Raw genomic sequence first — 15770 nt, forward strand, 5'->3', positions numbered from 1 at the left:
ACGGGATCGAACAGTGAGCAATCAACTCTCTCCACACATGGCTGGTCCGATCAAGACCGAAGAAGAAGACCTCGTCCTCGGGCAACTGGTGCAGGTGATCCTCGACGACATCTGGTGGCTGCTCGCGATCACCGCGATCATCGTCGCGATGGCGGTCGCCTATTGCTACCTCGCCAAGCCGATCTATTCGGCCGATGCGCACGTGCGCGTCGAGCAGTCCGACAATACGTCGCAGGCGCTGACGCAGACCCAGACGGGCGCCGCGATCACGAGCGGGTCGACCTCGCTGCCGACCGACGCCGAGATCGAAATCATCAAGAGCCGCGGCGTGGTCGGCCCGGTCGTGCAGCAACTGAAGCTGAACTTCAGCGTCACGCCGAAGACCATGCCGCTGCTCGGCAATATCGCCGCGCGCCTCGCGACGCCGGGCCAGCCCGCGCGTGCCTGGCTGGGGCTCACGTCGTATGCATGGGGCGGGGAGAACGTCGTGGTCGATTCGATCGACGTGACGCCGTCGCTCGAAGGCGAGAAGCTGCTGCTGCGAGTGATCGACGCGCAGCACTATGAACTGTTGGCGCCGAACGGCTCGCTGCTGCTGCGCGGCCAGGTCGGCCACGAGGCGCAGGGCGGCGGCGTGACGATGCGCGTCACCACGCTCGTCGCGCGCCCCGGGCAGGAGTTCACCGTCGTGCGCGCGAACGATCTCGACGCGATCACCGCGTTCCAGTCGGCGATCACGGTGCAGGAGCAGGGCAAGCAGACCGGCGTGATCCAGATCTCGCTGGAGGACAAGAGCCCGGAACACGCGGCGCTCGTCGCCAATGCGCTCGCGCAGTCGTATGTGCGCCAGCACGTGTCGAACAAGCAGGCCGACGCGAGCAGGATGCTCGACTTCCTGACGAGCGAGGAGCCGCGCCTGAAGGCCGATCTCGAACGCGCGGAAGCGGCGCTGACCGCCTATCAACGTCAGTCCGGCTCGATCAACGCGAGCGACGAAGCGAAGGTCTACCTCGAAGGCAGCGTGCAATACGAGCAGCAGATCGCCGCGTTGCGTCTGCAGATGACGCAGCTCGCCGAGCGCTACGGCGACGATCATCCGACGCTCGTCGCCGCGCGTCAGCAGATGGCCGAGCTGCAAGCGCAGCGCACCAAATATGCGGACCGTTTCCGCGATCTGCCGGCCACCGAAGTGAAGGCCGTGCAATTGCAGCGCGATGCGAAGGTCGCCGAAGACATTTACGTGCTGCTGCTCAATCGGGTGCAGGAACTGTCGGTGCAGAAGGCGGGCACGGGCGGCAACGTGCATATCGTCGATGCCGCGCTGCGCCCCGGCGCACCGGTCAAGCCGAAGAAGATGCTGATCATCTCGGCGGCGGTGATTCTCGGGCTGATCGCGGGCACCGGTTTCGTGTTCCTGCGTCGCAATCTGTTCAAGGGCATCGACGACCCCGATCACGTCGAGCGCGCATTTCATCTGCCCGTGTTCGGACTCGTGCCGCAAAGCGTCGAACAGGTGCAGCTCGAAAACAGCTACGCGCGCGGCGGCGAACGGCTGCGTCCGGTGCTCGCGAATGCGCGGCCGAAGGACGTGACGATCGAAAGTCTGCGCAGCCTGCGCACCGCGATGCAGTTCACGCTGATGGACGCGCGCAACCGCATCGTCATGCTGACGGGCCCGATGGCCGGCGTCGGCAAGAGCTTCCTTAGCGTGAACCTCGCGATGCTGCTCGCGCATTCGGGCAAGCGCGTGCTGCTGATCGACGGCGACATGCGGCGCGGCGCGCTCGAACGTTACGTGGGCGGCATGCAGGAACACGGCCTGTCCGAGCTGCTGAGCGGCCAGATCTCGCTGGAGGAAGCGATTCGCGGTTCGAGCGTCGAGGGCCTGAGCTTCATCGCGTGCGGCCGCCGTCCGCCGAATCCGTCCGAGCTGCTGATGTCGCCGCGTCTGCCGCAGTACCTCGACGGCCTCGCGAAACGCTATGACGTGATCCTGATCGACACGCCGCCGGTGCTCGCGGTGACCGATGCGTCGATCATCGGTGCGTATGCGGGCTCGACGTTCTTCGTGATGCGCTCGGGCATGCACAGCGAGGTCGAGCTTGCCGATGCGCTCAAGCGCCTGCGCTCGGCGGGCGTCCACGTGCAGGGCGGGATCTTCAATGGCATGCCGGCGCGCTCGCGGATCGGCTACGACCGCGGCTACGCGGCGACGCAGGAATACCTGAGCACCTGATGCGAGCGACGGAACCCAGCACGAGACGAAGACAGAGGACACCACGATGAAAGTGACGGTACTGGTACCGACTTATCGCCGCCCGGCCGATCTCGCGCGCTGCCTCGCGGCGCTCGAGCGGCAATCGCGCGCGCCCGACGAAGTAGTCGTGGTCGCGCGCGTCGACGACGACGCGACGCACGCGTGCCTGCGCGATCCGTCCACGGGCGGGCGCCTGCCGCTCGTGATCGCGCCGGTGGACGCGCCCGGCCAGGTCGCGGCGCTCAATCGCGGGCTCGATGCCGCGAGCGGCGACGTCATCGCCATCACCGACGACGACGCCGCGCCGCGCCGCGACTGGGTCGCGCGTATCGCGGCCGCGTTCGAAGCCGATGCGCGCCTCGGCGCGCTGGGCGGGCGCGACTGGGTGCACGAAAAAGGCCGCGTGCTCGACGGCGAGCGGCCGCTGGTCGGCAAGGTGACCGCGCACGGCAAGATCATCGGCAACCATCATCTAGGCGCCGGTGCCGCGCGCGAAGTCGACATCCTGAAGGGCGCCAACATGAGCTACCGGCGCGACGCGGTGCGCACGATCCGCTTCGACGCGCGGCTGCGCGGCGCGGGCGCGCAGGTGCACAACGACATGGCGTTCAGCCTCGCGGTAAAAAACGCGGGCTGGAAGCTCGTCTACGACCCGCAGGTCGCGGTCGATCATTTCCCGGCCGAACGTTTCGACGACGACAAACGCGACGCGCAGACGATGGCCGCGCTGCGCAACGCCGCGTTCAACTTCCATCTGATCCTGCGCGACCAGTTGCCGCCGCTGCGCCGCGAAACCGCGTGGTGGTGGTGGACGCTGGTCGGGACACGGCTTTATCCGGGCCTCACGCACGCGGCGCTCGCGCTGCTATCCAGACGGGCGGCGCTACAGCTGTCGCGCTGGCGCGCGGTGCGCGACGGCGCGCACGAGGCGCGTCGCGCGTTGTCGTGAAGCGTATCGACCACGAGGCCTCTTTCCACCGGCACAGCGGAGCGTCCGCATGAGTACGAAGGTTCATGTTCATCTGTTTTACGGCGCCGATCCGCGCTTTTATCGCAAGGGCGACGACATCGGCTGCCTGTATGGCTATCACCATGCGCAGTCCGAAGCATTCGCGCTGACCTATTCGAAGGACGCGCGCGAAAGCCGGCCGATGCGGCTCGTGCGGCGCGCACTGAAGGCCGCGCTCGGCTTCGATTTCATTCATACGTGGCGCAATCGCGCGGAGATGCTGCGCTCGGACGTGATCTGGACGCATACCGAGCAGGAGTGGCTGTCCGCCGCGCTGATGCTGCTGCTGTGCGGCCGCAAGGCGGGGCCGGGCGCGTCGCCGCTGCTGCTCGCGCAGAGCGTCTGGCTGCTCGACAAGTGGCCCTCGTACGGCATCGCGCGCAGCTGGTTGTACCGGAAGCTGATGACGCGCGCGGATCGATTGACCACGCTCGCGAGCGAAAACGCCGAGTTGTGCCAACGCTATTTCCATCGCGACGCGACGCCGCTGCTGTATGGCCTGAACACGCGCGACTTCCCGGTCACCCCGCCGACCGAGTGGAAGCCGCGCACGCCGCTGCGCATCGCGGCGATCGGCAACGATCGCGACCGCGACTGGGAGACGCTGATCAAGGCGGTCGGCAACGATCCGCGCTACACGGTGAAGCTCGCGACGCGGCGACGCATTCCCGCGTCGCTGCGCGCGTCGAATGTCGACATCGCGCTGTTCTCGGGCATCAAGAAGCAGCACGAGCTGTACGACTGGGCCGACGTGATCGTCGTGCCGCTGCGGCCGAACTCGCACGCGTCGGGCATCACCGTGATGCTCGAAGCGGCGGCGGTGGGCAAGCCGATGGTCGCGACCGACGTCGGCGCGCTGCGCGATTATTTTCCCGCCGACGAAGCCGCCTACGTGCCGCCGTTCGATCCGCAGGCCCTGCGCGATGCGCTCGACCGGCTCGCCGCCGAGCCTGCCGAAGCGCTGCGCCAGGCGCAGGCAGCGGCGGCCGGTCTACTCGCGCGCGATCTGACCACGCAGCACTATGCGATGCAGCACGTGCGGATCACGCGCGAGATGCTGAACGCGCGCGGGCAGGCGAGCGCGCCCGCCGCGCCCACGCAACAGCAACGCGCCGCACCTGCGCGCGAATCGCGCGGAGGCCTATAAGCGATGTCGACGATTCCGCGTGCGAACCCGCTGCCGCCGACCGGCGCAGCCGACCCCCGCTCCGCCAAAAACGCCGCGAGCGGGCTGCTGTCCGGCGGCCCGCGGGAATGGCTGCCGCCGCTCTTGCTGTGGCTGATCACCGCGGTGCTGATCGTCGCGCACCAGGGCACGGTGCTCACCCTCGCGTTTCCGGTGCTCGCGATCCTGACGGGCCTGTGGCTCTACTTCAGGAGCCCGGCGCGCTACATCGGCTTCATGTGGTGGCTGTGGTTTCTGAGTCCCGAAGTGCGGCGTCTCGCCGACTGGTCGAAGGGCGCCTTCACGCCGACGAGCCTGATCCAGGTCGCGCCACTCGCGGTGACCATGATCAGCGGCTTGTCGCTGCTGCGCTACTACCGGCTGCTCGCGCAGCGCCGCGGCTTGCCCGTGCTGCTGATCCTGCTTGGCCTCGTCTACGCGTTCCTGATCGGTGTGATGTCGAGCGGCCCGCTCGCGGCCACCTACGACCTCGCGAACTGGCTCTATCCGATTCTGATCGGGTTTCACATCATGGCGCACACGCGCCAGTATCCGCACTATCGCGACACGATCATCAACACGTTCATCTGGGGCATGCTGGCGATGGGCGGCTACGGCCTGATCCAGTTTTTCATCATGCCGCCGTGGGATGCGCTGTGGATGCTCGGCTCGCAGATGAACTCGCAGGGTGACCCGGTGCCGATGGGCGTGCGTGTGTTCAGCACGATGAATTCGTCGGGACCGTTCGCGTTCGCGATGATGGGCGCGATGGTCTTCGTGATGGCCGCACAGCACCGCGTGCGCTGGATCGCGGCCGGGCTCGGCTTCTTTTCGTTCGCGCTCAGCCTGGTCCGCTCGACGTGGGGCGGCTGGGTTATCGCGCTGCTGATCCAGCTGGTGAAGTCGAACAACAAGGTGCGCGTGCGCATCGTCGGCAGCGCAGTGCTGCTCGCCGGCTTTTGCGTGCCGCTGCTCGCGGTCGGCCCGGTGGCCGAACGGATGCAGGCGCGGCTCGACACCATCGTCAATCTGCACGACGACCAGAGCTACGCGGCGCGTAACGCGTTCTACGCGAGCTTCGCGAAGACCGCGTTCACCGACGTCTCGGGCGAAGGCATGGGCGCGACCGGCACGTCGACGAAGCTCTCCAACGACGGCGGCCAGCTCGGCCAGTACGGCAACTTCGACAGCGGCGTGATGAACATTCCGTTCGTGCTCGGCTGGCCCGGCACCTTGCTGTACATGTCCGGCATCGTGTGGCTGCTCACGCGTGCGGTGCTCGCGTCGTTCAGGCTGCGCGACGACAAGTTCGTCTCGGCGTGCCTGAGCCTGTGTCTGGCGACCTTCGCGATGCTGGTGTTCACGAACTCGCTGGTCGGCACCGGCGGCCTGCTGCTTTTCATGAGCGCGTTTTCGATTCTTGCCGCGGTCCACTACGAAAAAATGAACCGCGGACGCACGCAATTTCTTCACGGAGGCACGCATTGAGAGTCGCCATTGTCACGCACGTAGTGCGCCATAACGACGGCCAGGGGCGCGTCAATCACGAGATCGCGCGCGCGGCGCTCGACGAGAACATTCGCGTGACGCTGGTTGCGTCTCACGTGGCGCCCGAACTGCTCGCGCATCCGAACGTGCGCTGGGCGCCGGTGAAGATCGGCCGCTGGTGGCCGACCAATCTGCTGCGCCAGCAGGTTTTCGCGGCGAAGAGCGCGCTCTGGCTGCGCGCCCATCGCCGCGACTACGACGTGCTGCATGTGAACGGCTTCATCACGTGGATGCGCGCCGACGTCAATACCTCGCATTTCGTCCATAGCGGCTGGTTCGCGAGCAAGTACTATCCGTTCGGCCTCACGAAGGGCGTGTGGTCCGCGTACCAGTCGGTTTATACGCGCTGCAACGCGCTGCTCGAGCGCTGGGCGTACCGGCGCTCGAAGGTGATCACCGCGGTGTCGCAGAAGGTCGCCGACGAAATCCGCGCCATCGGCCTCACGCCGCGCAACCGCGTGGAGGTCATCTATAACGGCGTCGATATCCAGGGCTTCGCCGCGGCGAGCGGCGATCGTGCCAAGTTCGGCTTGCCAAACGATGCGTTCCTGCTGCTGTTCGTCGGTGATCTGCGCACGCCGCGCAAGAATCTCGGCACCGTGCTCGCCGCGTTGAAACATCTGCCCGAGCACGTGCAGATCGCGGTGGCCGGCTTTCTGCCGGGCAGTCCGTATCCGGACGAGGCGAAGGCGCTCGGCATCGCGCATCGCGTGCATTTTCTCGGGCTGGTGAAGGAGATGCCGGTGTTGATGCATTCGGTCGATGCGTTCGTGTTTCCGTCGCGCTATGAAGCGATGAGCCTGTCGCTGCTCGAAGCGATGGCGGCGGGGCTGCCCGTCGTGACCGCGCGCACCGCGGGCGGCGCCGAGATCATCACGCCCGAGTGCGGCATCGTGCTCGATGATCCCGACGACCCGCAAGCGCTCGCTCGCGCGGTCGCGCAACTCGCCGGCGACGACACCGCGCGCCGCGCGATGGGCGCAGCCGCGAGCGAACTCGCGACCGGCTTCGGCTGGGCGCGCATGGCCGCGCAATACATCGCGCTGTACCGGCAACTGGCCGGGCAGCAGGACAACCGCCGGCGCAGCCAATCCGAAGCCGCGGTGGTCGCGCAGAACGATGCGCTGACACTGAACCATCTCGCCGGACAGAAGAGCGTGGACTGAACGCGCGAACCGCGCAAGCCACGCTAACGACATCGCAATTCACCGCAAGCAACGCACAGGGGCACACCTTCATGACGACTGGCTCAATCAAATCACTGCAGATCGGGATGCACTGGTTTCCCGAACGCGCGGGCGGTCTCGACCGCATGTACTACTCGCTGGTCGGCGCGCTGCCGGGCGCGGGCGTCGCCGTGCGCGGCGTCGTCGCCGGCTCGCCAAAAGTCGCGGCCGATACCGGCGGCGCGATCAACGGCTTCGGCCCCGCCGCGCAGTCGCTGCCGCTACGGTTGATGGCGGCACGCCGCGCGCTGCGCCATGAAATCCGCAGGTCGCGGCCCGACGTGATTTCGTCGCACTTCGCGCTCTATACGTTTGCTGGTCTCGACGTGACGCGCGGCATTCCGCAGGTGTCGCATTTTCAGGGGCCGTGGGCCGACGAGAGCCAAGTCGAAGGCGCCGCTTCGCTCGGCCAGCGCGCGAAGCGCTATCTGGAGCAGTCGGTGTACGCGCGTTCGTCGCGGCTGATCGTGCTGTCCGATGCGTTCGGCAAGATCCTCACGACGCGCTACGGCATCTCGCCCGAACGCGTGCGCGTGGTGCCGGGCTGCGTCGACGTCGAGCAGTTCAATCTGCCGATGACCCAGGCCGACGCGCGTCTGCGATTGCAACTGCCGCAGGATCGGCCGATCGTGCTCGCGGTGCGGCGACTGGTGCGGCGTATGGGCCTTGAAGATCTGATCGACGCGGTGAAGCTGCTCAAACGCAGTGCGCCAGACGTGCTGCTGCTGATCGCGGGCAAGGGCCGGCTCGAAGGCGAGCTTCAGGCGCGCATCGCCGACGCGGGGCTCGAGCACAACGTCAAGCTGCTCGGCTTCGTGCCCGATCAGCATCTGGCGGCGCTGTATCGCGCGGCCAATCTCAGCATCGTGCCGACCGTCGCGCTGGAAGGCTTCGGGCTCATCACCGTCGAATCGCTTGCGTCGGGCACGCCGGTGCTGGTGACGCCGGTCGGCGGATTGCCCGAGGCGGTGGCGGGACTGTCGCCCGATCTGGTGTTGCCGGAGACCGGCGCGCAGGCGATCGCCACCGGTCTCGCTGGCGCGCTGAACGGCACGCTGAAGCTGCCCGATGCCGATGCGTGCCGCCGCTATGCGCGAGAGCACTTCGACAATGCGGTGATCGCGAAGCGCGTCGCCGCGGTCTATGCCGAGGCGATTGCGGCGGACGCGCGGCATTGAAGCGGCGGAAAAACAGCCCATCAATAACGGCACTTTTCGCTCGAACTTGAGCCCGGATCAGCCCTTAGCCGAGATTTTTCGCCGCGATTTCGCAAATCCTTGAAACATGGCGGCTGACGTCCGTTCCGTCACGTGTACGTCACACATTCGCGACGATAATCCCCGCGCCCGAAAGCACAAAAACACAGGGGCGTCCCGCTAAAAGCGGGGGACGTTGTATTTCCAGACTTCGGGGATTCTCAGATGACCATCCGTCACCGCATCACGCTTCTTGTCATTTTGATGCTTGTCGCGCTATCCGCCATTGGTGGATACGCTGTGCTTCAGACCCGCAGCAGCGCGGTCAACGTCAGGCAGGTTACCCAGGGCGTCGTGCCGAGCGCGCTCGCGTCGGCAGACCTGGTGTCCCAGGTCAAGGACGTTCAGCTCGCGATGATGACTCTCGTCTATGCGCCCGACGCGAACATGGTCTCGCAGGCGCAAGACCTTCTGAAGAGCAAGGAAGCCTCGTTGCAGGCGGCGCTCGACGTGCAGGCGAAGGCCGCGCAAGGTCAGGCGCAAACCGGGCTCGTGAGCCAGGCGCGCGAGAGCCTCGCGAATTATTTCAACGCGGTCAACGACACCGCGAAGATGAAGGCCGACGGCAAGAACGAACTGGCGCAGGCCTATCTGTTCGCGAACGTCGCGCAATACCGCGATGAACTCGAAGGCATCGTCGAGACGCTGCGGATCGAGAAAAACCGCCAGAAGGACGCCGCGATCGACGAACTGAACAGCGCGCTTGCCACAACCACGACGGCGATCGCCGCTGCCACCGGCGCGGCCATCGTCGTGCTGGTGCTGATCAGCGCGCTGCTGTATCGCCAGATCACCCGTCCGCTGAGCCGCATGCAAGTGGAGATGAGCGAGATCGCGGCGAGTCAGGACTTCACGCGCCGCGTGCCGGTCGGCCGCATGGACGAGATCGGTCATTCGATTGTGGCGTTCAACGGCATGATCGAGAAGATCCAGCAAAGCTCGCTGCAGTTGAAACAGAAGACCGCCGACATCCAGGCGATGCTGCAAAACATGCAGCAGGGGATTCTGACGGTGGTCGAAGGCGTGGTGGTGCATCCGGAGTACTCCGCGTACCTCGAGGCGATCTTCGAGACGCGCGAGATTGCCGGCCGTCCGTTGCTCGATCTGGTGTTCGGCGGCACCGATATCAACAGCGATGCGCTCGCGCAGATCGAAGCGGCGCTGCACGCATGCATCGGCGAAGACAGCATGAACTTCGCGTTCAATCAGCACCTGCTCGTCAACGAGATCGCAAAGCCGATGGCCGATGGCCGTGTGAAGACGCTCGACTTGAGCTGGTCGGCCATCACCGACGACAACGATGTCGTACTGCGATTGATGCTGTGCGTGCGCGACGTGACCGAACTGCGCGCGCTCGCCGCCGAGGCCGGCGAACAGAAACGCCGGCTGGAGATGATCGGCGAGATTCTCGCGGTGAGCCAGGAGAAGTTCCATCACTTCGTCGCAAGCGCGACAGGCTTCATCAGCGAGAACGAGCGGATCATCCGCCAGCATCACGAGCCGAGCCACGAAGCCGTCGCCGAACTGTTCCGCAATATGCATACCGTCAAGGGCAATGCGCGCACCTACAGCCTTCAGCATCTGACCGGCATCGTCCACGAAACCGAACAGCGCTACGACGCGCTGCGCCGCGCGGACAGCAGCGAAGCATGGGATCAGCAGCTGCTGATCGAGGATCTGCAGCGCGTGAAGGCGGCGCTCGAGACCTACGCGACCATCAACGAAGTGAGCCTCGGCCGCAAGGGGCGGGGCCAGAGCGGCGCGGAGGATCGCTATCTGATGGTGGATCGTGAGTCGATCCAGAAGCAGTTGGATCTGCTCGAAAGCGCCGACCCGGCCGACCGGGACGCACTCGTGTCGATGCGCGAATCGTTGCAGCGCGAGCTGCGTTTGCTGGGCACCGAATCGATCTACGAGGCGCTAGCGGGCCTGCTCGAATCGCTGCCGTCTCTGGCGGCCGAACTCGGCAAAGAGCCGCCGGTGGTCAGCATCGACAGCAACGGCTACCGCGTGCGCAGCGAGGTTAGCGATACGCTGCGCAATGTATTCACGCATCTGCTGCGCAATTCAGTCGACCACGGTATCGAGCCCGCCGCCGAGCGGGTTGCGAACGGCAAGGACGCGGCCGGCGTCATCGAGCTCGAGGTGGGCGTCGATCATCACGCGCTGCAGATCACCATCAGCGACGACGGCCGCGGCCTCGCGCTCGCGAAAATCCGTGCGGCCGCGATCGAACGCGGCTGGATCGACGCCGATGCCGCGCTGAGCGACGAAGCGATTGCCGAGTTGATCTTCCGTTCCGGCTTTTCGACCGCGCAGACCGTCAGCGAGATTTCCGGCCGAGGCGTCGGCATGGACGCCGTGCGCGATTTCGTGCGGCGCGAGCACGGTCGCATCGAATTGCGTTTCACCGACGATCGGCGCGGCGCGGACTATCGCCGCTTTCAGACCGTGGTGTCGTTTCCCGAGGACTGGGCGGTGGACAGTCTCGACGCGTCCGCCGATCAAGCGCGGCAGCGTGACGCGGATGAGGTGGCAGGCTAACGGCCTGATGGATTGGACGAAGCGAAGGGAGCAGGTTGTGCTTGAAAGTTATCTTCTGGCCGCAGGCCTTGGCGGTATCGTCTGCGCACTCGCCACGGCAATGATTTATCGTCGCAAGCTTCGCGCTGGCGCACAAGCGCAGCGTCTCGACGCGCTCGCGCGGCAGGCCCTCGAACAGCAACTCGACGCGACGGTCCGGCGCGTCGAGCAGGCGAACAGCGAGCGCGCCGCACTCGAGGCGATGCTCGCCGATCTGCGCGCGCAGGCCGAGCAGGGCGCGCACGATCGCGACGCGTTGCAGGCATCGCTCGACGCCGCGAGCGCGCGAAGCGACGAATGGCTGCAGCATGCGACGCGCATCGCGCAGGAGGCGACCCGCCTGAAAACGCTGACCATCACGTTCGAGCGTTGGCACGAGCAGATGATTTCGCTGATGTCGCAGAACCGCGACATGCACAAGAAGAACCAGGAGCTGTCGTCGATCGTGCAGCACGTGTTGATCGTTTCGCTGAATGCGTCGATCGAAGCGGCGCGCGCCGGCACCGCGGGTCGCGGCTTTTCGATCGTCGCGGGCGAAGTGCGCTCGTTGGCCTCGCGCTCGCAGGAGTTGTCGAAGAGCTACCGCGAGAGCCTGCATCGCAACGACCTGACGACGGCCGCGACGTTCCAGGACATCCAGGCCGGCGGCAAGATGATCACGGCGTCGCTCGGCGGCGTCGAGGTGCTGGCGGCCCAGTTTCAAACCCGGCTCGAGCAGGCCGCAGCGTGATCGCCGATCAGGCCAAGCAAAGCATCGCGGACATCTTCTGTCACGCGGCTCGCGCGCGATTGCCCGCCACGCCGGGCGACGCGTGCGAGATCACCGCGGTGCCGAGGTGGGGTCGCGATCATCCGGCCGGACCCTGCGCGATGGCGCTGACGATCTCGTCGATCGGATTTCGTCTGCTGTTCGTGCTGCACTTCGACCAGGACGACGCGACGCGCGAATACTACGCCAGCGGCGATACGACGCGCTCGCTGTCGGAAACGCTGATGGAGCTCGGCAATCTGTGTTGCGGCTACATGAACCAGCAACTGGTGAATCATTTCCCCGATCTCGGCATGTCGACGCCGTATGAATTGAACAGCGCCTGTGTCGAGTATCTGGACGAGTTGCGGCCCGATCACGTGTGGGCGTACGAGCTGATGATGGGCGGTGCGGTCCGCCTGGGCGTCACGCTATGTCTTTGCGCGCAGATGCCACTCGATTTCAAGGCTGAGCTCGCCACGGCCGACGAGGCCGAAGGCGAACTCGAACTCTTCTAGCAACACATCGTCGAGTCCGGCGAACTCGATCCGATTTGATACGACGCGTCGGTGACGCAAGGAAATGGTGATGGCAAAGATTCTGGTGGTGGACGATTCGAGCACGGTACGCGATGAAGTCGCGGGTTTTCTGGCGAAAAACGGTCTCGACGTCGCGACGGCCGTCGACGGCAAGGATGGCCTTGCCAAGCTGAAGACGGATACCAACATCCGCCTGATCGTCAGCGACGTGAACATGCCGAACATGGACGGCCTGACGATGGTCGAAAAAATCCGCGGCGAACTCGCGAACAAGGCCGTCAACGTGATCATGCTGACAACCGAAAGCAGCCCCGCGATGAAAGAGCGCGGCAAGGCGGCCGGCGTGAAGGGCTGGATCGTCAAGCCGTTCAGGGGCGATGCGGTGCTGGAGACGTTCAGGAAACTGGCGGGTTGACGGGGCAGTGTGCGGCGAGCGTCGCCGCACACCGGTGCCGCATCAGAACGTATCGTGATGCTCGTTGCGGCCAATGTCCGCCTGCACCATCATCTGGCACAGCTGTTCGAGCGAGGTTTGCGCTTGCCAGCCGAGCGTATCGCGCGCCTTGTCCGCGCAGCCGATCAGCAGGTCCACTTCGGCCGGCCGGTAGAACTTCGGATTCACGCGCACCAGCGTCTTGCCGGTCGCGACGTCGATGCCGGTCTCGCGCTCATCCTTGCCCGACCATTCCAGCTGATAGCCGGCCGCCGTAAAGGCCATGCGCACGAAATCGCGGACCGTTTCGGTGCGGCCGGTCGCGAGCACGAAGGTGTCGGGCGCGTCGGCCTGCAGCATGCGCCACATCCCCTCGACGTATTCGAGCGCGAAACCCCAGTCGCGCTGGGCGCTCAGATTGCCGAGTTCGAGCACGTCCTGTTTGCCGAGCTTGATCTTCGCGACTGTGTCGGTGATCTTGCGCGTGACGAATTCGCGGCCACGTAGCGGCGATTCGTGATTAAACAGAATGCCGCTGCTCGCGAACAGGTTGTACGACTCGCGATAGTTGATCGTCGACCAGTGCGCAAACAGCTTCGCGACGCCATACGGGCTGCGCGGATAGAACGGCGTGCTTTCGCGTTGCGGCACCGCCTGCACGAGGCCGAACATCTCGGAGGTCGATGCCTGGTAGAAGCGCGTTTTCGGGCTCAGGATACGCAGGCCTTCGAGCAGATTCAGCGCGCCGATGCCGGTCACTTCGGCGGTGGTCGCGGGCTGGTCGAACGACACGCCGACGAAGCTCTGCGCGGCGAGGTTGTACAGCTCGTCGGCCTGCGTGCTGTCGAGCAGACGCAGCGTCGAGCCGAGGTCGGTGAGGTCGTGCTCGACCAGACGCAGATTCGGGTGGTCGAGCACACCAAGCTCACGCATGCGCCAGAAGTTGACCGAACTCGTGCGCCGGTAGGTGCCGGTCACGTGATAGCCCTTGTCGAGCAGCAGCCGGGTCAGATAGGCGCCGTCCTGTCCGGAGACGCCGGTGATGATCGCTTTGCGTGGTTGGCTCATAGCTTGCCTTCTAGTTTGTGAATGGAAAGGAACGGAACGCGGCGTGACAGCGTGGCTCAATGGGTGTCGTCCAGCAGCCGCCGCACCAACGGTTCGACGACCCGATAGTCCTGCTCGGCCTTCAACCGGTACAGCTCCGGCTTCGGATGCGCGCCGTCCGACATCAGCGTTTTCCAGTCGGGCAGGCTGCTCACATACCCGTATTGGTCGACGAGCGGCACGCGCTGTTCGGCGGCCACGCGCCGTGTCATGGCGACCATCACGGCGAGCCGCGCGTTGATCCGGCTGTCGGGCATCGGATTCGAGGTCTGCAAGACAGGCTCCTTGCCGAGCGCTCGCGCGGTCTGCACGAGTGTCGTTTCGGCCGCATAGAACTGCTCGGGCGTCTGGTTCTGCATCACTTCGTTGATGCCGTAGTTGATCAGCACGATGCGCGCGGGCGATGCCGCGAGGCGTTCGCGCCACGGCAGGCCAGCCGTCGGCCCGGCGCGGCGATTGCCGGTGCCGTCGCGCAACTGTGCGGCCGTCGTGCCGCCGACGCCATAATTCGTGACGCGCACGCGCTCGCCGTCATGCTCGTGCAACGCTTGCTGCAGATAGGCCACGGCGTTGCGCGCTTGCGCGGCGCAGTGGCCTTCGCTACAGGTGATGCCGAGCGTGGTCGAATCGCCGTAGGCGTCGATCAGCAGTTGTGTCGACGATCGCGTTGCCGGCGCGGCGGTGGCCGTGGCCGCGCTCGTGGTCGGCGCGAGCAGCGTCAGTGCCGACACGACGCCCAGCATGCGAGCAGCCATAGCAGCCTGGCGTTTCATGCGCGGCTTTGCGGTGCTTGCCGCGCAACGTTGGCGCCGGCGCTGGTCGTGGTCCTTGCACCGCGCGCGCCAAAAATCAAGCGCTTCTCGAATGCGAACCACGTGATGCTGGCGTACACGAGCGTGATCGCGAGTGCGATCGCGGCGCTCAGATAGCGATTCAGATGCAGCGGCCACACCATGTAGAGCACGCTCAGATGGATCAGATAGATCGTGTAGCTGACGGTGCCGATATAAACGAGCACGCGATTGCACAACAGCCGCTTCACGACGCCCTTGCTCTGCAGCGCGATCACGACGATCGACGTACACAGCACCAATGAGATGCTATAAAGCCCCGCATTCGACAACGGCGTATTCGCCGCGCGAAAACGCGGGAAGTGCAGGTGCAGCCACGCCAGCACCGCGAGCGCGGCCAGCGCGCCGAGCACCGCGAGTCCCTTGAACGGTTCGAGCGCATTGCGATCGCGCCGCACGGCGACCGCGAGCAACGCGCCGGCCGCGAGCAGATCCATGCGAAACGGCGTCAGGTAATAGATCGGCCAGAACGAATCGAACCACGGTGTCGCGAGCGCGCGCAGCAGGGGTACCAGCACGATCAGCGCGGCCGCCACGTAGCCGAGCAGACGCTCGGGTACGAGCAGGATCACGAACGGCCAGAAGATGTAGAACTGCTCCTCGACCGCGAGCGACCACAGCACGTTGAGGCTGTCGTGACCGCTTTGATTCAGCGCATCGCCGATATTGGTCGCGAAAAACGCGTACCAGTACCAGTGCTGCGCCCACGCGAGCCCGAACAGCACCGACGACACGGCCATCAACAGCAGATACGGCGGCAGGATGCGGCGCGCGCGCCGCGCATAGAAATAGCTGAAATACGACTGCTGACGCGACTTGCGATCGAGCAGGATGCCGCTGATCAGAAAGCCGCTCAAAACGAAAAACAGATCGACGCCCATCCAGAGCGGCGCCTTCAACGCGTGCTGCGCGAATACCGCGAGCACGGCGATCGCGCGCAGGCCGTCGAGCTGCACGATGCGGGAATGGGAGGGCGCGAGGGGCAATGCGCTGGCTGTCATGAACCGTCCATGAGGTAAAGCGGGATAGGAAATCGATTCTAGGGAAA

At 65.5% G+C, this 15770-nt stretch carries 13 protein-coding genes; 10 read left to right on the forward strand and 3 right to left on the reverse strand.

Features of this window, described 5'->3' with window-relative positions; genetic code table 11:
- Positions 1-37: 37 nt before the first annotated feature.
- The 10 genes from BJG93_RS07720 to BJG93_RS07765 all read left to right on the forward strand — a co-directional run bounded on the left by BJG93_RS07720 (position 38) and on the right by BJG93_RS07765 (position 12746).
- Positions 38-2236, forward strand: a complete 2199-nt coding sequence (locus BJG93_RS07720; RefSeq protein ID WP_027197726.1) for a polysaccharide biosynthesis tyrosine autokinase — start codon at positions 38-40, stop codon at positions 2234-2236.
- A gap of 46 nt (positions 2237-2282) precedes the next feature.
- Positions 2283-3206 carry a glycosyltransferase family 2 protein gene (locus tag BJG93_RS07725; RefSeq protein ID WP_071336528.1) on the forward strand — a complete coding sequence of 308 codons (924 nt, stop codon included), beginning with the start codon at positions 2283-2285 and terminating at the stop codon, positions 3204-3206.
- 49 nt (positions 3207-3255) lie between these two features.
- A complete protein-coding gene (locus BJG93_RS07730) occupies positions 3256-4413 on the forward strand; it encodes a glycosyltransferase family 4 protein (protein WP_027197728.1) in 1158 nt (385 codons plus the stop codon).
- A gap of 3 nt (positions 4414-4416) precedes the next feature.
- On the forward strand, positions 4417-5919 hold the full coding sequence (locus BJG93_RS07735) for a glucose-6-phosphate isomerase (protein ID WP_027197729.1): 1503 nt from the start codon (positions 4417-4419) through the stop codon (positions 5917-5919).
- Complete coding sequence (locus BJG93_RS07740; RefSeq protein ID WP_027197730.1) at positions 5916-7145, forward strand: glycosyltransferase family 4 protein; 1230 nt, start codon at positions 5916-5918, stop codon at positions 7143-7145. The genes BJG93_RS07735 and BJG93_RS07740 overlap by 4 nt, the downstream gene beginning before the upstream one ends.
- 71 nt (positions 7146-7216) lie before the next feature.
- The gene (locus BJG93_RS07745) at positions 7217-8383 is read left to right on the forward strand and encodes a glycosyltransferase family 4 protein (RefSeq protein WP_027197731.1); all 1167 of its coding nucleotides are present in this window, start codon (positions 7217-7219) and stop codon (positions 8381-8383) included.
- Between the two features lie 243 nt (positions 8384-8626).
- On the forward strand, positions 8627-11005 hold the full coding sequence (locus tag BJG93_RS07750; RefSeq protein ID WP_027197732.1) for an ATP-binding protein: 2379 nt from the start codon (positions 8627-8629) through the stop codon (positions 11003-11005).
- Positions 11006-11042: 37 nt separating this feature from the next.
- Positions 11043-11774: a methyl-accepting chemotaxis protein gene (locus BJG93_RS07755; RefSeq protein WP_027197733.1), complete on the forward strand. Its 732-nt coding sequence runs from the start codon at positions 11043-11045 to the stop codon at positions 11772-11774.
- A complete protein-coding gene (locus BJG93_RS07760) occupies positions 11771-12310 on the forward strand; it encodes a hypothetical protein (protein ID WP_027197734.1) in 540 nt (179 codons plus the stop codon). Before BJG93_RS07755 ends, BJG93_RS07760 begins: the two co-directional genes overlap by 4 nt.
- A gap of 70 nt (positions 12311-12380) precedes the next feature.
- A complete protein-coding gene (locus BJG93_RS07765) occupies positions 12381-12746 on the forward strand; it encodes a response regulator (protein WP_027197735.1) in 366 nt (121 codons plus the stop codon).
- A gap of 42 nt (positions 12747-12788) precedes the next feature.
- On the opposite strand, the gene gmd is transcribed toward BJG93_RS07765, so the two are convergent.
- From gmd to BJG93_RS07780, 3 genes are read right to left on the reverse strand one after another with little or no spacing between them, the layout of a single operon-like run.
- Positions 12789-13832 (reverse strand): GDP-mannose 4,6-dehydratase, encoded by a 1044-nt coding sequence (gene gmd / locus BJG93_RS07770; RefSeq protein WP_027197736.1) that lies wholly within the window; start codon positions 13830-13832, stop codon positions 12789-12791.
- A gap of 56 nt (positions 13833-13888) precedes the next feature.
- Positions 13889-14644, reverse strand: coding sequence for an SGNH/GDSL hydrolase family protein (locus BJG93_RS07775; protein WP_027197737.1), 756 nt, complete (start codon positions 14642-14644; stop codon positions 13889-13891).
- Positions 14641-15723, reverse strand: coding sequence for an acyltransferase family protein (locus BJG93_RS07780; protein WP_027197738.1), 1083 nt, complete (start codon positions 15721-15723; stop codon positions 14641-14643). Before BJG93_RS07780 ends, BJG93_RS07775 begins: the two co-directional genes overlap by 4 nt.
- Positions 15724-15770: the final 47 nt, after the last annotated feature.

Source organism: Paraburkholderia sprentiae WSM5005 (genome assembly GCF_001865575.2).
In the GTDB taxonomy this organism is placed as follows: Bacteria; Pseudomonadota; Gammaproteobacteria; order Burkholderiales; family Burkholderiaceae; genus Paraburkholderia; species Paraburkholderia sprentiae.